General features: G+C 47.4%; 24 protein-coding genes. 19 read left to right on the forward strand and 5 right to left on the reverse strand.

All coding sequences use genetic code 11. The annotated features are described in order from the left end of the window. Window positions 1-3 precede the first annotated feature (3 nt). Window positions 4-879: a cytochrome c oxidase subunit 3 gene (locus MHM89_RS10280; RefSeq protein ID WP_130147031.1), complete on the forward strand. Its 876-nt coding sequence runs from the start codon at window positions 4-6 to the stop codon at window positions 877-879. Here the strand turns inward: MHM89_RS10280 and MHM89_RS10285 are convergent. Next, window positions 779-1,081, reverse strand: coding sequence for a DUF2909 domain-containing protein (locus tag MHM89_RS10285; RefSeq protein WP_081604362.1), 303 nt, complete (start codon window positions 1,079-1,081; stop codon window positions 779-781). The genes MHM89_RS10280 and MHM89_RS10285 overlap by 101 nt on opposite strands. A 74-nt stretch (window positions 1,082-1,155) precedes the next feature. Between MHM89_RS10285 and MHM89_RS10290 the strand changes: the two genes are divergently transcribed. From MHM89_RS10290 to MHM89_RS10350, 13 genes are all read left to right on the forward strand, one after another. Beyond that, window positions 1,156-1,845 (forward strand): SURF1 family protein, encoded by a 690-nt coding sequence (locus MHM89_RS10290; protein ID WP_162197071.1) that lies wholly within the window; start codon window positions 1,156-1,158, stop codon window positions 1,843-1,845. Then, window positions 1,832-2,335 (forward strand): transmembrane cytochrome oxidase associated protein, encoded by a 504-nt coding sequence (locus MHM89_RS10295; protein ID WP_152441319.1) that lies wholly within the window; start codon window positions 1,832-1,834, stop codon window positions 2,333-2,335. The genes MHM89_RS10290 and MHM89_RS10295 overlap by 14 nt, the downstream gene beginning before the upstream one ends. A 10-nt stretch (window positions 2,336-2,345) precedes the next feature. Then, complete coding sequence (locus MHM89_RS10300) at window positions 2,346-3,335, forward strand: COX15/CtaA family protein (protein ID WP_022943705.1); 990 nt, start codon at window positions 2,346-2,348, stop codon at window positions 3,333-3,335. 14 nt (window positions 3,336-3,349) lie between these two features. Continuing rightward, window positions 3,350-4,258: a heme o synthase gene (gene cyoE, locus MHM89_RS10305; RefSeq protein WP_022943706.1), complete on the forward strand. Its 909-nt coding sequence runs from the start codon at window positions 3,350-3,352 to the stop codon at window positions 4,256-4,258. After that, a complete protein-coding gene (locus MHM89_RS10310) occupies window positions 4,248-4,853 on the forward strand; it encodes an SCO family protein (RefSeq protein WP_239408742.1) in 606 nt (201 codons plus the stop codon). Before cyoE ends, MHM89_RS10310 begins: the two co-directional genes overlap by 11 nt. Window positions 4,854-5,012: 159 nt before the next feature. Then, on the forward strand, window positions 5,013-5,282 hold the full coding sequence (locus MHM89_RS10315) for an STAS domain-containing protein (RefSeq protein ID WP_239408743.1): 270 nt from the start codon (window positions 5,013-5,015) through the stop codon (window positions 5,280-5,282). A 13-nt stretch (window positions 5,283-5,295) separates the two neighbouring features. Next, window positions 5,296-5,658 (forward strand): response regulator, encoded by a 363-nt coding sequence (locus tag MHM89_RS10320; protein ID WP_026110938.1) that lies wholly within the window; start codon window positions 5,296-5,298, stop codon window positions 5,656-5,658. A gap of 12 nt (window positions 5,659-5,670) precedes the next feature. Further along, entirely contained in the window at window positions 5,671-7,767 is a 2,097-nt protein-coding gene (locus MHM89_RS10325) for a chemotaxis protein CheA (RefSeq protein WP_239408744.1), read from the forward strand. Continuing rightward, window positions 7,764-8,246 carry a chemotaxis protein CheW gene (locus MHM89_RS10330; RefSeq protein WP_022943711.1) on the forward strand — a complete coding sequence of 161 codons (483 nt, stop codon included), beginning with the start codon at window positions 7,764-7,766 and terminating at the stop codon, window positions 8,244-8,246. The genes MHM89_RS10325 and MHM89_RS10330 overlap by 4 nt, the downstream gene beginning before the upstream one ends. 31 nt (window positions 8,247-8,277) lie before the next feature. After that, complete coding sequence (locus tag MHM89_RS10335) at window positions 8,278-10,986, forward strand: methyl-accepting chemotaxis protein (RefSeq protein WP_239408745.1); 2,709 nt, start codon at window positions 8,278-8,280, stop codon at window positions 10,984-10,986. Window positions 10,987-11,045: 59 nt separating this feature from the next. Then, on the forward strand, window positions 11,046-11,867 hold the full coding sequence (locus MHM89_RS10340) for a protein-glutamate O-methyltransferase CheR (RefSeq protein WP_151173550.1): 822 nt from the start codon (window positions 11,046-11,048) through the stop codon (window positions 11,865-11,867). After that, complete coding sequence (gene cheD / locus MHM89_RS10345; RefSeq protein WP_022943714.1) at window positions 11,864-12,481, forward strand: chemoreceptor glutamine deamidase CheD; 618 nt, start codon at window positions 11,864-11,866, stop codon at window positions 12,479-12,481. Before MHM89_RS10340 ends, cheD begins: the two co-directional genes overlap by 4 nt. An 8-nt stretch (window positions 12,482-12,489) precedes the next feature. Continuing rightward, window positions 12,490-13,521: a chemotaxis response regulator protein-glutamate methylesterase gene (locus MHM89_RS10350; protein ID WP_045979087.1), complete on the forward strand. Its 1,032-nt coding sequence runs from the start codon at window positions 12,490-12,492 to the stop codon at window positions 13,519-13,521. Here the strand turns inward: MHM89_RS10350 and MHM89_RS10355 are convergent. Continuing rightward, a complete protein-coding gene (locus MHM89_RS10355) occupies window positions 13,499-14,542 on the reverse strand; it encodes a polysaccharide deacetylase family protein (RefSeq protein ID WP_151173549.1) in 1,044 nt (347 codons plus the stop codon). The genes MHM89_RS10350 and MHM89_RS10355 overlap by 23 nt on opposite strands. A gap of 39 nt (window positions 14,543-14,581) precedes the next feature. On the opposite strand from MHM89_RS10355, the gene dinF reads away from it, so the two are divergent. Further along, complete coding sequence (gene dinF / locus MHM89_RS10360) at window positions 14,582-15,853, forward strand: MATE family efflux transporter DinF (protein ID WP_022943717.1); 1,272 nt, start codon at window positions 14,582-14,584, stop codon at window positions 15,851-15,853. Here the strand turns inward: dinF and MHM89_RS10365 are convergent. After that, the gene (locus tag MHM89_RS10365) at window positions 15,798-16,094 is read right to left on the reverse strand and encodes a hypothetical protein (protein WP_045979089.1); all 297 of its coding nucleotides are present in this window, start codon (window positions 16,092-16,094) and stop codon (window positions 15,798-15,800) included. The genes dinF and MHM89_RS10365 overlap by 56 nt on opposite strands. Beyond that, window positions 16,072-16,647, reverse strand: coding sequence for a Fe-S biogenesis protein NfuA (nfuA, locus tag MHM89_RS10370; RefSeq protein WP_022943718.1), 576 nt, complete (start codon window positions 16,645-16,647; stop codon window positions 16,072-16,074). The genes MHM89_RS10365 and nfuA overlap by 23 nt, the downstream gene beginning before the upstream one ends. A gap of 150 nt (window positions 16,648-16,797) precedes the next feature. On the opposite strand from nfuA, the gene MHM89_RS10375 reads away from it, so the two are divergent. Further along, window positions 16,798-19,347, forward strand: coding sequence for a M14 metallopeptidase family protein (locus tag MHM89_RS10375; protein ID WP_239408746.1), 2,550 nt, complete (start codon window positions 16,798-16,800; stop codon window positions 19,345-19,347). A 29-nt stretch (window positions 19,348-19,376) separates the two neighbouring features. Here MHM89_RS10375 and MHM89_RS10380 read toward each other — a convergent pair whose 3' ends face one another. Further along, on the reverse strand, window positions 19,377-20,054 hold the full coding sequence (locus MHM89_RS10380; RefSeq protein WP_053909928.1) for a ComF family protein: 678 nt from the start codon (window positions 20,052-20,054) through the stop codon (window positions 19,377-19,379). 95 nt (window positions 20,055-20,149) lie between these two features. Between MHM89_RS10380 and bioH the strand changes: the two genes are divergently transcribed. The 3 genes from bioH (at window position 20,150) to MHM89_RS10395 (ending at window position 22,095) form a co-directional block, all read left to right on the forward strand. Continuing rightward, window positions 20,150-20,884, forward strand: a complete 735-nt coding sequence (gene bioH / locus MHM89_RS10385; protein WP_239408747.1) for a pimeloyl-ACP methyl ester esterase BioH — start codon at window positions 20,150-20,152, stop codon at window positions 20,882-20,884. 96 nt (window positions 20,885-20,980) lie between these two features. Further along, the gene (locus tag MHM89_RS10390; RefSeq protein ID WP_022943722.1) at window positions 20,981-21,289 is read left to right on the forward strand and encodes a hypothetical protein; all 309 of its coding nucleotides are present in this window, start codon (window positions 20,981-20,983) and stop codon (window positions 21,287-21,289) included. Window positions 21,290-21,291: 2 nt separating this feature from the next. Beyond that, on the forward strand, window positions 21,292-22,095 hold the full coding sequence (locus MHM89_RS10395) for a putative metalloprotease CJM1_0395 family protein (protein WP_045979092.1): 804 nt from the start codon (window positions 21,292-21,294) through the stop codon (window positions 22,093-22,095). The last annotated feature ends 48 nt before the right edge of the window (window positions 22,096-22,143 follow it).

Below are 22,143 nucleotides of genomic sequence, written 5' to 3' on the forward strand. Positions count from 1 at the left end.
GAAATGAGTAATCAATACGAAAAATATTATGTTCCGGAGCAAAGCCCCTGGCCGATAGTGGGGGCTGTTGCGTTGTTTTTTATCGCTGTGGGCGCGGGTCTTAGCGTTATGCAGTTAGAGCAAGGCGGTGGCTCTGGTACCTATTGGCTTATTGCTGGTATTGCGGTGCTGGTGTACATGCTGGTGGGGTGGTTTCGCAATGTGATTAATGAGTCACAAAGTGGCTTGTATTCGGCGCAAATGGATCGTTCATTTAAACAAGGAATGAGCTGGTTCATTTTCTCAGAAGTCATGTTCTTTGGCGCTTTTTTTGGGGCGCTATTTTATGCCCGTATGTTGGCTGTACCTTGGCTTGGTGGTGAGGGTAATAACTTGATGACCAACGAAGTGTTATGGCCTGAATTTAGCGCCTCATGGCCGCTAGAGCTAACACCAGGCGGTGATACAACTCAGGCTATGGGATGGCAAGGTTTGCCGCTAATTAATACCATTATTTTGCTAGTTTCTTCGGTGACTTTACAGTTTGCGCATACTGCAATTGAGAAAGACAACCGTAAACAGCTTACGGTATTTCTTGCTCTGACGGTGATACTCGGCGCGATATTTCTGTTTCTTCAAGGTGAAGAATACATTCACGCATATCAGGATTTAGGCCTTAAGTTAGACTCGGGTATTTATGGCAATACCTTCTTCTTGCTCACAGGCTTCCACGGTATGCATGTCACCTTAGGGGCGATCATGCTTACCGTGGTACTCATTCGCGTAATCAAAGGGCACTTTAGCAGTGAAAAGCACTTCGCATTTCAGGCTGCGGCTTGGTATTGGCACTTTGTTGATGTGGTGTGGTTGTGTCTATTCGTATTTGTGTATGTGTTGTGATCGGAGAAGGGTTAAAGCGCAGCAAGCCAGCTTGCTGTGCGAGCAAAATAATAATCAGGACGATGGCGCACAAAGCAACACGTTTGCCTAAGTAGTGCGACATCGGCACCTTGGAGTCAGACTTCAGCATAGCCAACATGGCACGGAATAAGGTGTATATGACAAAAAGTAGCAGCGCAACAATAATAATTTTTATAAGCACAGTGCAGTTTTCCTTTAATTGGTGTGCGAGTGAATACTCATAAGCTTAGCGCATTTTTGTGGAGTAGCATTGTCGTGTTAGTAGTAAGTACTTGTGTAGGCTTGGGTTTCTGGCAGTTAGATCGCGCCGAGCAAAAGCAAGAGCGCGAGCAGCTATTGCAGCAATGGGCCAGTAAAGGGCGCATTCCTTTTACCCAAGCTCAGCGCCTGATCAATTCAGATGTTGATGCCACAGGTATGCAAACCGCAGTGTCTGGTCGTGTGCTACAGCACTACTGGTTGCTTGATAACCAGGTTTATCAAGGCCGGGTTGGCTACGACGTATTGGTGCTGGTTATGCCTCAAGGAGCTAGTCGGTGGCTACTGGTCAACCTTGGTTTCATTGTTGCGCCAACAACACGTGAGCAACTGCCTCAGTTGCAGCTACCGACACAGATAACGCTTGATGATGTGCTCATTAAAGAAGGCCCGTTAGGGTCAATTACCTTGGCGCAAAGCTCACCATCAATGGGTTGGCCTAAGCGTGTACAGCAAATCGACATAACACAAATCGCGAATCAAGCGAGAGTCCCCGTTTATAATTTTATGGCGTATGCGCAAACGCCTTCGCCGTTAGTTGCTACCGAGCCACATTACCAGCCTGTGACCATGCCTGCAGAAAAGCATATAGCCTATGCATGGCAGTGGTTTCTCATCGCCTTAGCGGCGTTATTGATTGCGCTTACCGCCTTTTGGCGTGCAAGGAGAGGGTATGACAAATCGTAAACCATTAGTGATTTTTATTGCTTGTTTCATTATTCCCGTTGTTGCGGCTATTGCCGTTCTTAAAAGTGGCTGGCTACCAGCAAGTACCAGTAATAACGGCACTTTAATGAGTGAGCAGGTGGAACTTGAACAGTGGGGCCAATACCCCGTGTCGCCCTGGACTATCGCGCTAGTGAATCAAGCTGATTGTGGCCCTTGCCAAGCTCAGTGGCAAGACATGCAGTCGCTCTATGTAGCGCTCGGGAAAAACCAAAGTAAGGTGCGCATGGCAGTACTAGGGGAGAGGCCACGCAGCGCCGAGGTACCCGAGGTGTTGCATGTGGATTCAGTGCCCAGTGCATTAAAAGCAGGTCATCTGTACTTGATAGATCGCCATGGTTTGGTGGTATTGGAATATGACTACGCTGAGCAGGAGCAGCAAAATCGACTTATCCATAAAGGATTACTAAAAGACATTAAAAAACTACTTAACTATTCTCGCAGCAGCTAACGAGGCCAGTATGACAAAAAATTATAAAACTCTGGTGTTATGCACTGCCATTCTCGCAGTGTTGGTGGTGGGCTTGGGCGCTTATACACGTTTAAGTGATGCAGGGCTTGGGTGCCCGGATTGGCCCGGTTGTTATGGCTTTCTCACCGTACCCGATCAAGCCCATGAAATACAAAAAGTGCAGCAGCACTTTCCTGGTGCGCAGGTAGATCAAGGTAAAGCCCTCAAAGAGATGGTGCATCGCTATTTTGCCGGCGGCCTAGGCTTATTGATCCTAGCTTTAGCAGTGTATGCATTACGCCATGCAAAGTTGCCCCATGTCCCGTTGCGTCTACCAATGGTGTTGTTGTTACTGGTTATTTTCCAAGCCTTACTGGGCATGTGGACGGTGACCATGAATTTACAACCTTTGGTGGTGATGGGGCATCTTCTTGGTGGCTTTTCCATTGCTAGCTTACTGTGGTTACTTTACCTACGAACCCATTCTCAGCCCGTATTTGGTGGCGACCCCGGAGCGCGAGCAAGTCTAGGTTGGAGCCTGTCCGCGTTAGTTGTGGTGGTGATACAGATTGCCTTAGGGGGATGGCTCGCGGCAAATTATGCAGCCACACATTGTATTGGTTTCCCGATGTGTGCGGGCAGTGAGGCGTTCTCACTCAGTAGTGTTTTCCAGCTACCTACCGAGCACAGTAATTATGAGTTTGGGGTGTTGTCGTTCGAATCGCGTATGTCTATTCATCTATTGCATCGCTTTGGCGCACTCATTACCGCCGTGGTGTTGCTCAGTGCCATGTGGCAGGTATTTCGCAGTGCGCAATCACAGATGATTAAACAGGCGTGTGGCTGGGTTGTGGCGGCCTTAGTGGCGCAAATAAGTTTAGGTATCGCGTTAGTACAGATGAGTATTCCGTTAAATGTGGCACTTGCCCATAACTTGATGGCGCTATTGCTATTACTGACCTTAGTACGGTTGTGTTATCTACAAAAATCAAAAAGTTAATAAGGGAGCAGGCTATGAGCAAAGCGATTTATTGGCAGTACGGAGATAGTAAAGACACCACATGGCGTGATTATTTAGCCATGTGCAAAGCGAAGGTTGTGCTGATGTTGGTATTAACCGCTTGGGTTGGCGTAGCTTTAGCTCCCGACATGGGGCGCAGTTGGCTATTACAAGCTGTGAGCTTACTGGGTATTGGCTTATTATCAGCAGCCGCAGCGGTGATTAACCATATTGTGGACCGAGAAATTGATATGAAAATGGCTCGCACTCGCCATCGCCCGGTGGCCCGTGGCAGAGTGAGTGAGCGCAATGGCTTTATGTTTGCAGCACTGATTGGTGGGCTTGGGTTTGCTGCTTTGGTTAGCGCTGCTAACTGGCTATGTGCCATTTTGACGCTGATGGCACTGGTGGGTTACGCAGTTGTATATACATTATTTCTAAAGCGGGCAACGCCTCAAAATATTGTTATCGGGGGGCTTGCAGGGGCGATGCCTCCTTTGCTTGGTTGGGTTAGTGAAACGGGGCAACTTGCTGCAGCACCATGGCTCTTGGTGATGATCATTTTTACTTGGACCCCTCCGCATTTTTGGGCTTTAGCTATTGCTAGAGAGGCAGATTATCGTCGAGCGAATGTGCCTATGCTACCTGTGACGCACGGTATCGATTTTTGTAAAACATGTGTATTGGCGTATACCGTGATTCTCGCCTTAGTGTGCGTCTTGCCCTATTTAATTGGTATGTCAGGGCTATTTTACTTGTTATCAGCAGTTATTCTTAATGGTGTGTTTATTGCCTACGCTTGGCGTTTAAAGCGCGAACAGGACCATCGCAGTGCAATGGCCGTTTTTAAGTTTTCAATTGTGCATTTAATGGTACTCTTTGTCGCATTATTCATAGATAAGTGGATGTTTTATGTGGCGTAAACTAGGCGCGGCCGCGCTATTTTCTGTTCTGCTACAAGGGTGTTCAAAGCCGACATTAGAGGTTGATGCGCTGGTGTATGAGCCAGCCAAAGTCGTGAAGCCATTTAAGCTGAAAAATCAACACGGCAACGATGTCGGCGTTGATGACTTAAAATCGCAGTGGGATTTGCTGTTTTTAGGTTACACCAGTTGCCCTGATGTGTGTCCCATGACCTTGGCAAAGCTCCGGCAGGTAGAAAAAATGCTTGCCATAGAAGATATAAACGTTTGGTTTATATCAGTAGATCCTAATCGCGATACTGCACAAAAGCGACTACAGTATATTAATTACTTTAATCCTAATTATCAGGCCGTGTCGGGACCGCACAAGGCGCTTTACCCCTTTGTCCAGAATTTAGGGCTAATTTATGCAGTGACTGAAGAGCAAACAGGAGACTATTTAGTGGACCACAGTGCCTCGGTGGCACTGGTCGATCCGCATGGGAAAATACGGGCTATCTTCAAACCTGAATTTAAAGCTGGCAGTGTACCAACCATTAATACAGACACCATGATCAAGGACCTTAAATCTATACTCAGCTACTACGGTGGCTGAGCCAGTACCAGCGTGTCCCCCTTCGGTTGTCTATACATAGGCAGCCAACTCACCTAACTCTCTATTTATTTAAAGATTTTTTTACAAAATTCGCTGGCAATCTAACTAACTAGGTCTAAGCTTTTGATATGAGAAATGTTAAATGCTCAAGCATAATTTATGTTTAGGTTGCCTAACGAATTAACCATTTCACAAGTTGAAAATTTACAGGCAGAGCTACTGAAGCAGCTCCAGCGGGGCAGCGATCTATGTTTGGATATGAGCGATGTAACTCGCGCCGATACTGCCTGTATTCAGCTTTTGTGTGCGTTACAAAAAGCATTACAACTTGGCGATCACAGCATTACATGGGAAGGCTCGAGTGAAGCGCTCATAAACGCTTGTCAAAGCTTGGGTGTAGCCAATTATTTAGCGCTAAATGGAAACTAAATTAGGGGTGGGTATGACGAAGATTCTAGCCGTGGATGACTCAGCTTCAATGCGTCAAATGGTGAGCTTTACCTTGAAAAAGGCAGGTTATGAAGTCACTGAAGCGAAAGATGGCAGTGAAGCGTTAGCGATCGCCAAAAAGGATAAGTTCGATGCCGTGATTTCAGACGTCAATATGCCGGTTATGGATGGCATCACCTTGATTCGAGAGCTAAGAACCTTAGGTGATTACAAATTTACCCCTTTGCTTATGCTTACTACCGAATCCGGGCTAGATAAAAAGTCTGAGGGCAAGGCTGCGGGGGCTACCGGCTGGATAGTTAAACCCTTTAATCCAGACCAACTACTTGCAGTAATGAAAAAAGTAATTCGCTAAGGCTGCGCGGCTATGAGTATCGATCTCAGCCAATTTTTCGAAGTCTTCTTTGAGGAGAGTTTCGAGGGCCTTGATGCCATGGAGAGTGAGCTGTTAAATCTTACTCCAGGCGAAGCCGATAGCGAAACGCTCAATACCATCTTCCGCGCAGCCCACTCAATCAAAGGCGGCAGTGGTACTTTTGGGTTCACTTCAGTGTCCGATTTTACCCACGTTTTAGAAACCTTGCTGGACCAAATACGCCAAGGTCAGCGTCAACTTGAAGCACAGCACGTAAACCTGCTATTGCGTTCGGTCGACTGCTTGCGAGAGATGTTGCAGGCACTGCAAAGCGAACAAGAGCCAGAGCTAGACACTGCCAAGGAGCTACAGCAACAATTTGAGGAAATTCTCGGTCTAAGTGAAGGGGAAGTGGCGGCCAACGAAAACGAAGCGAGCGCTTCACCGTCGCAGCAAGCAGAAACTAACACCTATCAAATTTTATTTAAACCGCACCATCATTTATTCAAAACAGGCAATGAACCCCTGTTTATGCTCAGTGACTTGGGTGATCTCGGATCCATTGAAGTTGAAGCTGATTTATCCGCCATCCCTGAAATTCAGAATCTACAGGGTGATGAATGCTTCATGTCTTGGAAAGTATTTTTGCAAACTGAAGCAACACAAGAGCAAATTAAGGAAGTGTTTGAGTGGGTAGAAGATGATGCTGATATCGATATTAGTCTGTGCGGAGGCTTGTTCTCAGAGCAGGAATCATCCGCGCCGACTGAACCACTGGAGCACGATGATGCTGCACAGCAATCAAGTGAAAACGAACCGGTGGCCCAAGCGACTCAAGCACCGGCAAGTAAAGGCAAAGCAAATAAAGCTAAATCTAATGAGTCGACTTCCATCCGTGTTGGCATAGATAAAATTGACTCGTTAATCAATATGGTGGGTGAACTGGTTATTACGCAATCCATGCTCAGCCAACTGGGTGAGCAGGAAGTGACCGAAAATACCCTGGCTGCGCTGCAGGAAGGGCTTGCACAGTTAGCGCATAATACCCGCGATTTACAAGAAAATGTCATGCGTATTCGCATGCTGCCAATTAGCTTTGTATTCAGCCGATTCCCACGTTTAGTGCGAGATATATCGCAAAAACTCGGTAAGCAGGTGGAGTTAAAAATTCTTGGCGAGGGTACCGAGCTTGATAAAACAGTGATGGAGAAGATCTCTGATCCCATGGTGCATTTAGTGCGCAATTCGTTAGATCACGGCCTAGAGACGCCAGAACAGCGTAAACAAAGTGGTAAACCTGAAATTGGCACGGTGACACTCAACGCCTTTCACCAAGGCGGCAATATTGTGATTGAAATAATGGACGATGGCCGAGGCCTAAATACCGAAAAAATCAGAGAAAAAGCCATCGCTAATGGCCTAATCGATGGCAATGAAGAGCTCAGTGACGACGACATTAACGAGCTCATTTTCGAACCAGGGTTCTCCACAGCCGACGAAGTGAGTGACATCTCCGGGCGCGGCGTCGGGATGGATGTGGTGCGCCAGAACATTAGCTCCTTAAGCGGTTCTATCGAAGTGGTGTCGACACCCGGAACGGGGTCAACTTTTACCATCCGTTTGCCACTAACGCTCGCTATTTTAGATGGTCAACTGGTCCGCATTGCCGAACATACCTATATTGTGCCGCTCATTACTATCGTTGAGTCATTACAAATTGATACGAATAAGGTCAGCCGGGTCGGCAAAAGCTTGGAGGTACTGCGGCTGCGTGATGAATACATTCCCATTTTACGGTTATACCAACTGTTCAATCATCATGATGTCATTACCGAACTTGATAAAGCTCTTCTGGTCGTGGTCGAGTGTGATAACCAAAAAGTGGGTCTGCTGGTGGACGACTTACTGGCGCAACAGCAAGTGGTAATAAAAAGTTTAGAGGCGAACTATCAGAAGGTTGATGGTGTTTCCGGTGCGACTATTCTCGGAGATGGGCGGGTATCGCTGATCGTTGATATTGCCGGGTTAACCAAAATGGCCGGTTTGAAAAAGCCAGGTGCACAAGAGGCACTCATTGATGCTGCAGCCCTGCATGAGGAGCAGGTATGAAAGTAGAAGGCATTAACGAACATATTATCTTGCAGAATAATCAGGGTCACATTCAGCAATACCTGACATTCATGATGGCTGACGAAGAGTACGGCATGGATATCCTGAGTGTACAAGAAATACGTGGTTGGGAGGAAATAACCGCGATTCCTAATGCCCCAGATTATATCAAAGGGGTCATTAACCTCAGGGGAACTATCGTACCGATCATTGACTTGCGTTTGCGCTTTGGGATTGAGCCACAGCCTTACGGACCACTGACGGTCGTCATCGTGGTTAAAGAGCAAGTAAGAGAGAAAACTAAGGTAATGGGCTTGGTGGTTGACGCTGTGTCCGATGTTTACGCAATTAATCAACAGGATGCGAAAGGGATCCCGGAATTTAACGATTCAAGCGACAACGAATTAGTGGAGCGACTCGTTAATGTAGGGGAAACCATGGTCATTCTTCTGGATTTGCCAAAAATACTCGATTGTTAATGGCGAACAAGTACTAACAGGGTGGAAAAGCATGGGCTGGTTTACTAAGGAATCAAACACTTCAAATGAAGACACAATGCTATTAAAGGCATTAAACAGGTCTCAAGCAGTGATCGAATTCACCCCATCGGGGAATATCTTAACCGCTAATGATAACTTCCTGCGCGTGATGGGTTATAACCTTGAAGAAATCCAAGGCCAACATCACCGATTATTTGTCGACGCCAAGGAGGCTTCAAGCCCCGAATATAAACGTTTTTGGCAGCGTTTAAGCGCCGGCGAATATATTAGCGATGAGTTTCGGCGTGTAGACAAATCTGGAGAAGATATCTGGATCCAAGCATCGTATAACCCCGTCATGAATCAGCAGGGTGAGGTCGTTAAGGTGGTCAAGTTTGCCACCGATATTACTGAATCTAAGCTCAAGCGAACCGAGCTAGAAGGACGAGCAAAAGCGATATCACGGGCGCAGGCGGTGATAGAGTTTGAGTTAGATGGCACCATTATCACTGCCAATGATAACTTCTTATCAACCTTGGGCTACCGCTTGGAAGAGATTAAAGGCCAGCATCATCGCATGTTTGTCGCCCCTGAGGAGGCGGCAAGCCCTGAGTATACCGTTTTTTGGCAGCGCTTAAGCCAAGGTGAGTATAATTCAGGACAATACAAACGTATCGGTAAGAATGGCGCAGAAATATGGATCCAAGCATCCTACAACCCTATTTTTGATATGAATGGTGACCCTGTAAAGGTAGTGAAATATGCCATTGATATCACCGAGCAGCGCCAACAAGAACGACAAGCACGGGAGTCAGCGCGCCTAGCAAGTGCATTAAAGGTTTGCCAAGCCAATGTCATGATGGCTGACAACGACCTTAATATTGTGTTTGTTAACGAACAAGTCAAAGCCATGCTGCGCAATCGCGAGAAACAAATTCAATCAGCATTGCCTAACTTTAAAGTGGATGACTTGATAGGAACGTGCGTGGATGACTTCCATGCTAAACCGTCGCACCAGCGGGCAATGCTGGCAAAACTTGATGAACCCTACAACACTAACCTTAAACTTGCCGGGCTGACTTTCAACCTAATAGCAACGCCTTGGGTTGACGAAGATGGCAAGCGTCTAGGGACCATTGTTGAATGGCAGGATATGACCGAAGAGCTTGCTCGAGAGGAGAAACAAAAACAGGCAGCACGAGAGAACCTACGTGTACGCCGTGCCTTAGATAATGTCTCGACCAATACCATGATTGCCGACAATGACCATAATATCGTGTATTTGAACGAGGCGGTGGTCAACATGATGCGCAATGCTGAGCGAGACTTACGCAAAGACTTACCCAACTTCGACAGTAACAACTTGGTTGGTCAAAACATTGATGTATTTCATAAAAACCCAGCGCATCAACGCTCAATGTTAGAGAAACTCTCTACCACCTACAGTACAGAGATTGTCGTCGGTGGGCGGACCTTCGGATTAGTTGCCAATCCAATATTAACCGAGGAAGGTGAGCGTGCGGGGACCGTAGTCGAGTGGGACGATCGCACCGCAGAGGTCTCTATTGAGAAAGAAATCAATGACTTAGTAGGCGCTGCTCGCAGAGGGGAGCTGAATGCTCGCGTGAGTTTAGATGGCAAAGATGACTTCTTCCTGCGTTTATCTAAAGGCCTTAACCAACTGGTAGAGGTGGTGGATGAAGCAGTGGATGAAACGGCCACTATGCTGGATTCATTAGCTCATGGTGATTTAACTAAGCGTATTGATAGTGACTTCCAGGGAGCCTTCGAAAAGCTCAAGCGTGATGCCAACAGTACCGCTGATAAGCTCACCGAGATGATTGAGAAGATCACCAGCTCAGCCAACTTGGTGGCAACGGGAGCAGAGGAAATCTCGCAAGGTAACACCGACTTAAGCCAGCGTACCGAGGAACAAGCTTCATCGTTGGAAGAAACGGCATCGAGTATGGAAGAGATGACCAGCACGGTGAAGCAAAATGCCGATAATGCCAAGGTTGCCAGTGAGCTTGCAGAGAAAACATGCGACAAGGCCAAGCAAGGTGGCGACGTGGTTAATCGTGCTGTCTCAGGCATGGCAGAGATTAACGAAGCGAGTAAGAAAATTGCCGATATTATTGGTGTTATTGATGAGATTGCTTTTCAAACCAACCTGCTTGCACTTAATGCCGCCGTGGAAGCGGCCCGAGCTGGTGAGCAAGGTCGCGGCTTTGCGGTGGTTGCCGGTGAAGTGCGTAACTTAGCACAACGCTCAGCGGGTGCGGCCAAAGAAATTAAGGAGCTTATCCGTGACAGTGTCGGCAAGGTTGAGGATGGCACCGTATTAGTGAATGAATCAGGTGCAACGTTGCAAGACATTGTTGAGTCGGTGCAAAAAGTAACGCAAATGATCTCTGATATTTCAGAAGCCTCAATTGAGCAAAGTTCAGGTATTGAACAAGTAAATAAAGCCGTGGCGCAAATGGATGAGATGACTCAACAAAATGCAGCCTTGGTTGAACAAGCCTCTGCTGCTAGCGAATCGATGGCGGAGCAGGCCAATAGTATGCGCCAGCTACTGAGTTTTTTCTCCATCAATATGCAAGCAGCTCTTCCGGATATGAGTACGAGCCCAAGTAGTGCAGTGAAACGGTTGAACGGAGCTAAAACGCAAGCAAATAAATCACCTGCCCCCTCAGGGAATAACTTTGTTGATGATGGAGACGAGTGGGAAGAATTTTAATAGCGTAGTGGCTACATGATGTGCCCAACTAAAGTACGTATTGGCGAGGAGGCCCAGCAATGTCGGAGTTTATTTTTACAGATAAAGACTTTAAAAGTATTGCTGGGCAAGTTTATCAGGCGTGCGGCATCGTGCTCGGACCGCATAAACGAGAAATGGTGTATTCGCGGCTGGCAAAACGGTTGCGCCAATACGGGTTTACCAAATTCAAGCAATACCTAGTGTTTTTGGAGCAGCATCCCGAGCAGGAGCTGAGCCACTTTATTAACGCATTGACCACCAATCTAACCTCATTTTACCGTGAGAAGCACCACTTCGATTACCTAGAAAAGGAGCTGCTTCCGCGAGCGTTAAAAGAAAATACTCGCGATCATAAAATTCGTATCTGGTCGGCAGGGTGTTCCACAGGCGAGGAACCATACTCCATTGCGATGTCGGTTGCCAAAGTTTGTCCGCGTGTTGGCTGGGATATCAAGATTCTCGCGACCGATTTAGACTCCAATGTGTTGCACAGCGCACAACAGGGAGTGTACAACCAGCGACAGGTCACAGGGATCCCGGAGCCACTGTTGAAAACATGGTTTTTAAAAAGCCGCAGTGGCGAACAAATGAAAGTGAAGCAGGCGCTACAGAAGTACATAACCTTTAAGCGCTTAAACTTACTTGAGCCTTGGCCTATGAAGGGCCAATTCGACGTTATTTTTTGCCGAAATGTAGTGATTTACTTCGACAAAGTGACCAAAGAGCACCTCTACAATTTATTTGCACAGCGGCTCAAACCCGGAGGACACTTATTTTTAGGCCACTCCGAAACCATGGGTAAAGAGCAAACTCAGTTCAATAACCTAGGTCGTACTATGTATTCTAAGGTAGGTTCATGAACCCAGCATTCAAGCCAACCTTACGCGGGTTTGAGCAAATAAAACGGTTTTGGGACTCAGGCCGTAATAAAGTGATGGCTAAGGTGTTGCCCGGTGAGTTTTATGTCACCAAGCAAGATGAGTTGGTGTCAACGGTACTGGGATCATGTATTGCCGCGTGTATCTACGACCCGGTAATGGGAATCGGTGGTATGAATCATTTTATGTTACCCAGCTCTTTGCAGCTGGAGCAAATAGATCCCGATAGCACCGACTGCCGCTATGGGAACTGGGCAATGGAATTTTTGATTAATGAAATTGTTAAAAATGGTGGATTGCGCAAGAACCTACAAGTGAAACTATTTGGTGGCGGTAAGATTATTCGCTCTATGACCGATGTCGGTATGGGCAATATCCGCTTTGCCAATGCATATCTAAAGGAGGAAGGGCTCAACTTGGTTGCACATGATGTAGGTGGCCCTTGGCCGAGAAAAGTGCTCTTTCACCCAGAATCAGGTGCAGTGAAGGTGAAAAAGCTGCGCACAATGCACAACGACACTATTCAGAAACGAGAACTGAAATACCTGCGCGATCTTGAGCAGACAGACAGCAATACCGATATTGAGCTGTTTTAGGAGTGACCATGATCCGTGTATTAATTATCGATGACTCAGCGCTAATCCAGTCACTATTAAAGGAAATTATTACTGACGCCCATGATATGGAGGTGGTGGGCTGTGCCAGCGATCCCTACCAGGCAAGGGAGATGATAAAACAGCTCAACCCTGATGTGCTCACTCTCGATATTGAAATGCCAAAAATGGATGGCATCAGCTTTTTAAAAAACCTCATGCGCTTGCGACCAATGCCGGTGGTGATGATTTCGACACTGACCCAGCAGGGCGCACCTATTACACTCGAAGCGTTGGAGTTGGGAGCTGTAGACTTTGTTGCTAAGCCCACCAATAATGTTCGCGCCCAAATGCAAGCTTATGCAGGTTCAGTACAGCAAAAAGTGCGCACTGCGGCTAAGGCCAACATTCGTCGTCACTCCAGCAAAACACTTGCGCCGGTAACCGTTCAAAAAGACCAACAGTTTAAACTCAACCACCTCGTAGCCATAGGTGCATCTACCGGTGGTACCGAAGCTATTAAAGAAGTGATTACGCGCCTACCTGAAAACTTCCCTGCGGTGGTTATCACCCAACACATACCACCGGTATTCAGCCAGTCTTTTGCCATACGCATGAATAATGTTTGTGCGATGCAGGTGCACGAGGCAAGTGATGAGCAAGTCATTAAGGCAGGCAATATCTATATCGCGCCAGGTGGCGAGCACCTGATGGTGCAGCGTAAAGGCGGTAAGCTGGTGTGTCGGTTGTCATCAAGCGAACCGGTTAATCGTCATCGTCCAGCGGTGGATGTGATGTTTTCGTCCATTGTTGAGCAACAACTAGCTAAGCACACCTGTGCACTATTGCTAACGGGCATGGGGGCTGATGGTGCCAAGGGGCTGTTACAGTTAAAACAGGCAGGAGCAGTAACAGCGGCCCAGGATCAGGCAAGTTCAGTGGTTTGGGGCATGCCCAAGGCCGCCATTGACCTTGGGGCCGCACAGGTAACCTTAAGTTTAGCTAAATCTCCGCAATGGCTTATTGAGCAGGCGAAGAAGTGATCACCCAAGGTTGTGAAAACCAAAAGTAGCGCCCGCTCGCTTGTTGTGAAGGCGCAGTGCAGTTGTAACGGGCACGCCCGTCTCCCAACTCTTGTTTAGCGGTGATTTTAACCTGCTTAGCAGAGAGCCAGTTGAGTTCGGCCCGACCTTGACCGGACACATAGCAAGCGAATTGATTTTGATGAAAGCCTTTTTCTTTGAACGAGATCGTCAGTTCAGGTTGGCGTTTTGTCGTGACCGTATCGTCATAGGTTAAGGTATCGATATGAAACGGCAGGGATGCCAGTTTAGTAGACAGGGTATCCAAGTCTGCATAAAAACCAGATGCGGGAAAACGTGGTAAACGCGTAAAGTCGTTGTCTGGACCTACGGCCCCTGAATGTTGTCCTATGCCAACATAACCCATGTCTTGCACCAGTTTTTGTAAGGCTCGGTCAAATTCGCCATAAGGGTAGGCTAAATACTTTAAGCTGTAACCCAACTCTTCCTCTATACGTTTTTCTGAATACTGTAAATCCGCGCGGATACGTTCTTGCCATTGGGCGTCACTCTCGCCATCTAAGCGGTGGTGCAGATAGTCATGCTGAGCGCTATGATTAGCGATAAGGGCACCTTGCTGACTGAGTGTCTTGAGCTGCTCCCAGGTCATGACATAGCTGCGCTGCTCATCAATAAGTTTGGGGTTAACAAATATGGTATAGGGGTAGCCGAACTCGTTAAGAATAGGCGCTGCTTGCTCAATGTTGTTGTCGTAACCATCATCAAAGGTAATGGCCACGGTTTTATCATTATAGCTTTCGCCCTGTTTGAGTCCTTCAATCAGAGTGTCTAACGCAATGACTTCAAAATCATTTTTTTTAAGGTACTGCATATGAGCACGAAATGTACTGGCATCAACACTGGTGACCTTAGGCAAGGTTTTACTTACGTGATGATACTGTAGAATAACGGCAGCTTGAGCCGATGCGCACGCCAGTGCAAAGAAAGAGAAAATTACTACATGGGACACTTTTTTAAACATAATACCCACCATAAAAGCTTATTGATGCTTGCTGGGCCTATGATTCTATCGAATATCACCGTGCCATTACTAGGCTTGGTTGATACGGCGGTCATAGGTCACCTCGGGAGTGCCCATTATTTAGCAGGTATAGCCCTAGGTGCAACGGTTATTTCCATGTTGTTTTGGCTGGCGGGCTTTTTGCGCATGAGTACCACCGGGCTTATTGCTACGGCTTATGGCGAACAGAACAAGCGCCAGCTTGTGGCCTCGCTACAGAAAAGTATCATGTTAGCGCTGCTGGTGGCGCTACTACTCATTGTTTGCCAGCATCCTTTAGCCTGGTTAATGGCACAACTCTCCGATGCCTCGGCGCAAACAATTGAGCAAGCCAATCATTACTTTTATATTCGTATTTACAGTGCCCCCGCAGCACTGAGTAACTTGGTGTTGTTGGGTTGGATGCTCGGTGTACAGTATGGTCGTGGCCCTTTCCTGCTGGTGTTATTAACCAATGTGGTCAATATAGCACTCGATCTTTACTTCGTATTGGGCCTCGAAATGGGAGTCAAAGGTGCGGCCTTAGCATCCGTGATGGCTGATTACTGCGCTCTCGTGTTTGCACTGTGGTTAGTGAGCCGTTTATTTAAACGCCATCAATTACAATGGCACTGGTATTTATCCCCTAAACTACTGCAGTTAGGCGCCTTGCTGCGTCTCAATGGCGATATTTTCTTTCGTTCGCTGATGCTGCAGCTGTGCTTTAGCTTTATGACTTTTTACGGGGCGCGTCTTGGTGATGTGGTGTTGGCGGCGAACGCGGTGTTAATGAATTTCTTATTGCTAATCAGTTTTGCTATGGATGGTATTGCTTATGCAGCGGAGGCCAAAGTGGGGCAGGCTAAAGGAGCCAAAGATGAGCAACGTGTGCGTATGTGGGTGCGTATCAGTATGCAATGGGGCTTAGTTTTTGCGTTGCTATATGCACTTATCTTCCTACTCGGTGGTGCGCAAATTATTCGTCTGCTGACCGATGTGCCCGCAGTTAACGCCATGGCGATTACTTATTTACCTTGGCTTATCGCCATGCCACTTATCGCTATGGGCTGTTTTCTATTCGATGGTGTTTTTGTGGGGCTAATGCGGGCCAAGGATATGCGCAATACCATGATCTTCTCAGCAGCTGTGGGCTTCTTTGGTGTTTTTGCCCTGACTCAAGGTTTAGGTAATCACGCGCTGTGGGCGGCGATGACGGCCTTTATGGGCTTGCGCGGGATTACTTTGGCGCTGCGTTATCATCGTCTGGCCAAGTCACATCAGTTGCTGATATAACCTGCGAAAAGCGATTAGCAAAAATTCCCAGGTAGCCCCAAAAGGCAAAAAATAGGGCTACGGCGAGTAGAATAAGGCCAGGGACTTGTAACAGTGGTACATAAAAGTAGCCTGCCGCAATGAGGCCCATGGCGATGGCAAATAAGCCTAAACCGATAAAAAATCGCCTGAGGCTTAGCTTGGGCTCGCTGCCCAAGCTATATACTAGGCGTTTAAACTTAGTAGTATGAGTGTTCGCCACGGCTATGCTCGGTGATATCACGCACGCCAGAGATTTCGCTAAATTTAGCGACCATTTCCTTCTCGATACCCTCTTTGAGGGTCACATCAATCATTGAACAACCATTACAGCCGCCGCCGAATTGTAAAATGGCAATGCCATCAGCGGTAATTTCTACTAGCTGTACTTGACCGCCGTGATTCGCAAGCTGTGGGTTCACATCAGTTTGCAACATGTGCTCTACACGCTCCTCTAATGAGGCATCGTCAGACAACTTACGTGCTTTAGCATTAGGTGCTTTGAGAGTGAGTTGTGTGCCCATTTGGTCGGTAACAAAGTCGATTTCGGCATCTTCCAAAAAGGGTGCACTCTCACTGTCGACAACAGCATCGAAGCCATTGAAGTTCAGACGAATGTCACCTTCCTCAACGGCATCGGCAGGGCAGTAAGACACCCCGCACTCAGCTTGTGATGTGCCAGGATTGACAACAAATACACGGATGTTGGTGCCTTCGGCTTGCTCACTAAGCAATTTGGCAAAGTGGCTTTGAGCAGATTCTGAAATTGTGATCATAGTAACAACGCTATACTTGACTATTTTACTCGGTTACTGCGTATCATACTCTGCTCATCGCGTTGTCGCCAGTGTTGACCGTAAAAAGTTGGCTTAATTTTAATCGGGTGGTAGCGTGAGGACTATGGTCCTCTAACAGCAATAAATTCCATGCGTCGAATACTTTTTCTAGTGGTGCTTTTATTTGCATCTTCACTGAGTGCTAAGCCACTCGATTACTACTTTAACAATGATATTCAGTTCGACCCTAATGTCCCTACACCACAGTCGGTGCTTGGGTATGAAGTCGGTGAGTGGCATGTACGCCACGATCAACTGGTTTACTATATGCGTGCTTTGGCCGATGCCAGCGAACGTGTCAATATTGAAACCATTGGATACACCCATGAGCGGCGACCATTGCTGATGTTAACGTTTGCTGCACCACAACGCTTAGCCGATATCGAGCAAGTTCGCGCACAACACTTAGCGCGCTTAGAGGGTGAGCCGGGCACGAACGATGACCCTGCTGTGGTTTACATGGGTTATAGTGTTCATGGTAATGAATCTTCAGGCAGTAATGCGGCATTATTAGTAGCGTATTACTTGGCCGCAGCACAAGATCAGCGTGTTGAGAAGTTACTCAATGACACTGTGGTGCTGTTGGACCCGTCGCTGAACCCAGATGGCTTGGCACGTTTTGCAAACTGGGCAAACTCAAACCGAGCCATGACACCCAGTGCCGACCCTCAAACACGCGAACACGATGAAAACTGGCCGAGTAGTCGCACTAACCATTATTGGTTTGACTTAAATCGCGACTGGTTACTACTGCAACACCCTGAGTCTCGGGCACGTATTGCTCAGTTCCATAAGTGGCAGCCCAATGTGCTGACCGACTTTCATGAGATGGGGCCAAACAGCACTTATTTCTTTCAGCCAGGTATACCATCACGGAAAAACCCGCTAACACCCAATGGTAATGTTGATCTAACCAAAGCCATCGCGAAACATCATGCTCGCATCCTTGATAGTGAAGAGCGCTTATATTTTACCGAAGAAGCATTTGATGATTTTTATGTTGGTAAAGGTTCCACTTACCCAGATGTGAATGGCAGCATCGGTATTCTCTTTGAGCAGGCGAGTAGCCGAGGCCATGTTCAAGATACTGTTAATGGTCAAATGGACTTTGCTTTCACCATAAAGAACCAGCTTCTCACTAGCTTCTCTACTTTTGATGCGGTGCTTGAAAACCGTCAGCAGCTACTTGATTATCAGCAGGACTTTTACCAACAAGTAGGTAAGCTCGCAGATAAAGACAAGTTGAAAGGTTATGTGGTGAGCGCACCTAAGGATGCTACCCGTTTAGATTATTTCTTAGAGTTACTCGCGCAGCATCAAATTAAGGCTTATGCACTCGAAGAACAAACCACTGTTGATAAGCGCACTTTTGCTGCGCCTAATAGCTACTTTGTGCCACTGGCGCAACGCCAATACCGACTGATTAAGTCAATTTTCTCTGAGCAGCAAAGTTTTAATGACAATACCTTTTATGACGTATCTGCTTGGACACTTGCCCATGCCTTTAACCTTGAGTTTGCGCCATTAAGCAGTACTTGGGGGCTGGAGCTTGCACAGCAGCCATGGCAACAGGGTGCGCAGCCATCAGCGCAAGAACTAACAAGACACTACGCGTATGCCTTTGAGTGGTTCGACTATGATGCACCTAAATTATTAAGCTACTTGCTTCGTGAGGGAGTCAACGCTCGCGTTGCCTTAGCACCACTGAGTGCAAAAAGTGGTAACGCGACAAAACAGTTTGCGGCGGGATCTATTGTTATTCCAGCAGGCATACAACAACACGAACATTGGCTAGAAATTTTAAATGAGGCGCAACAACGCTTTGCTATACCTATCGTTGCCTTGGATTCAGGATTAACCAGTAAAGGCGTTGATTTAGGTTCGCGGCAGCTTGCTCCTGTGCACTTACCAAAAGTGTTGCTGGTGGGCGGTAAGCAAACCAGCCAGTACGAGGTGGGCGAGCTGTGGTATTACTTAGATCGCCATGTGGGTATCACGCCAAGCATTATTGAGTTGGACAACCTAAGTGGTGTGAGTCTAGATAATTACACCCACATCGTGCTCGCCAATGGTCGCTACTCGGCAATGAGTAAAGCGCAAAAAGTGGCACTACAAAAATGGGTTAAACGCGGTGGAGTTATCTGGGGCCAAAAAGGTGGAGCTAAGTTCTTGGTTGACCAACAAATACTAAAAGCCAGTTATGTATCGCGTAAAGATATGGCCGCAGTATTCGCAACCGAAGGTCTCAAATATGGTGACCAAGATATGCTTGCCGGTAAGCAGCGTATCGCCGGGGCTATTTTTAATACGGAAGTCGATTTAACGCACCCGCTGAGCTACTCGTTAACTCGTAAGCAGCTGCCAGTATTCAAAAACAGCACCTTTTTGCTTGAGCAATCCAGTGCTCCATTTGTTAACGTAGCGAAATACACCGAGAAGCCATTATTAGCTGGGTTTACCCATGATAATAACGTAACGCAAATCGCTAATGCAGGAGCCATTGTTGCGCACTCATATGGGCAAGGTACGGTGGTCGCGATGACAGACAATCCGGTTTTCCGAGGTTTCTGGTATGGCACTAGCCGTATCTTTAGTAATGCCTTATTCTTCGGTGAGCATATTCACGCTCGTGGTGAATAATCCAGAGAGCCGGCTTTAGCCGGCTCTTTTTACTTTGCGGTTAGGCACACAACCCAAGCCGATACCTCTTTTGCCCCAGCCTCTTTTAACTTACGAGCAGCACTGTCTACGGTAGCGCCTGTGGTCATGACATCATCAACGATGGCAATGTGCATACCCTGAACACGCATTCTAACGGTAAAGGCGTTGGCTAAGTTTTTGCGTCGCGAACGCGCTCCCAGCTTAGCTTGTTGCTTTGTGCTCAATGGTCTGGCAAGAGCATTGGCGACAAATAAACCTTGTGGCACCGCCTGCTGCCAAAGCAGCACACATTGATTGAAGCCGCGCCAAACAAGCCGGGGATGAGCTAAAGGGATAGGCACGATACTATCAGGCCATTGCCAATTATCAGCACGGCTAAGAGTATATAAATGCTGCTGTAAAAGCTGTGACACGGCGACCTGGTAGTGCAGCTGATGGGCGTACTTGTATTGCTTTAGCCAAGTACTCACGGGTGGCCGATACCACTGCAAAGCCACTAAGTGATCAACATAGCGCAATGGAAACAGTCGTTGAATATCGGCACGAACTAATAAGTCGGGCTCAGAGAAGGTGCTAAATGTCGCGCAACAGTGTTGACATAACTGTGCTCCCATCGGCAGAGACTGTGAACAAAGCTTGCAGTACTGCGGAAATAGCCAACTGCGCAGGTGTGATAGAGCATCCATTGCATAACCTTTAAATCCCGTTATTATTGCTACATTGCGTGCTTGGGCTCTCTGCCCAGGCAATCCGTTTTAATAGTGGGTGTGGTCGTTAGAAAATGCAAAAACAATTGGTGTTACTGCACGGTTGGGGAATGAATAATAAGGTATGGGAGCTTATTCGCCCAGAACTCAACTTTTTATTTGATGGCGAGGTACGTGCGTTGGACTTGCCAGGATATGGTGAGAGTCAGCAGTTACACACTTATGATTTACCGACTATGAGTGCGGTGCTTGCAGATCAACTGCAGGACAACAGCGTTATCGTGGGATGGTCTTTAGGTGGGTTGGTGGCGCTTTACCTTGCCTATTTTTACCCGCATAAGGTCAGCAAAGTTATCCTTGTGGCATCCACTCCATTTTTTGCCCAACAAGCCGACTGGCCGGGTATAAAAGCACAGGTTCTAGAAGATTTTAGCTCGCAACTGCTGAACAACAGCGCAAAAACCATCGAACGCTTTTTGGCTATTCAAGCAATGGGTAGTGATACCGCCCGTGCCGATACAAAGCAATTAAAAGCGTTACTTAAGCAAGCACCACCGCCTCAGGCTGAGGCATTGCGCCAAGGCCTGGATATTTTACAACACCATGACTTACGCCACGAGTTTGCCCATATTAAGCAACCAGTGGGTGCTATTTTTGGTCGTTTGGATGCCTTGGTTCCCTACAAAGCTATTGCACAAATGCAGGCGTTGCGTAGCGATTTAGATATCGCCGTGCTTGATAAGGCCTCTCATGCGCCTTTCATATCTCATAAAGATGAATTTTTAGCTACTTTAAAATCAATGCTTTGACCTAAAACCAGTGAGACATAGCCGAAACACCTTTATTTCGTCTACTTTTTGCGCAATAATAACTATAAGTGTAATTGTAATGTAGGTGGGAAAGTTATGCCTGTAGGAGCTATTTTTAATGCTGGTGTAGAAGGCTTTAATCGCGCTCAACAAGATGTTGAGCAAGCGACCGCTAACATTAATCGCGCCACTATTGAGCGCCAAGACCAACAGCAAACGCAACAGGGTCGTCAACTTCAAGGTGCCAATGCTGATGAAGCGGTAACGGCTCCGGTGTCACAGGCTCCGCGCGTGGATGAGGAGCTGGTGAATCTTAAAGTAGCTGAATTCAACGCTAAAGCTAACACTGAGTCAATTCGTACTGCCGATGAAGTGTTAGGAACAATTATCGATATTCGTGCATAGACATGAACATAGTCACGCCAACGCCAACTATTAATTTTAATACCGCAAACGTTTACACCGAGAGTGTAAGGCGTGACAACCAGCTGCGCGAAGTGATCCCCGAGCCTAAGCAGCCAGCACAGAGTGCAACCGATAATAAAGCTGCATCAGACGCAGACAAGGCACGTAACCCCGGTCAGAGTAAAGACGCGCAAAGCAGCGAAAAAGAAACAGTTGCCCAGCAGAAAACGATTAACGAGCGCGATAGTGAGGGGTCTGAGGAGCAATCTAGCGAGCAGCAGCAACAGCAGCGCGAGCAGGAACAGCAACAAATCCAAGAGCTTGCAGAACGTGACCGTGAAGTTCGAACCCACGAACAAGCCCATGCATCGGTAGGAGGTCAATATGCCGGCTCACCGAGCTACGACTATCAACGTGGTCCAGATGGCAAAAATTACGCGGTGGGTGGGGAAGTACAAATAGATGTGGGTGAAGTACCGGGCGACCCACAAGCAACCATCGAGAAGATGCAGCAGGTACGCTCAGCGGCGTTGGCGCCAGCAGAGCCCTCCGGTGCTGATCGAGCCATAGCGAATGAAGCAACGCAAAAGCTGGCCCGGGCTCAGGCTGAGTTGGCTGGGCAACAGCTCAACACCTCTGAAGAGGACGAAACGCCAACACCGCCAGCATTCGCAACCAATGAGCCTACTCGTCGTTTTGAGCGTGACCAAGAGGTTGAATCAAGAGCCCTGCGTATTGCCGATTTTTATCAGCAAGTCAGTGCGCCGCAAGAGCGCAAGCAATCGGCTTTTATGGCGCAGGTTTAGCGCTACTTTTCCCCCTTACTCTTCACCCCTATACTCGACACATTTCCT

The organism is Pseudoalteromonas sp. CNC9-20 (assembly GCF_022347875.1).
In the GTDB taxonomy this organism is placed as follows: Bacteria; Pseudomonadota; Gammaproteobacteria; order Enterobacterales; family Alteromonadaceae; genus Pseudoalteromonas; species Pseudoalteromonas ruthenica.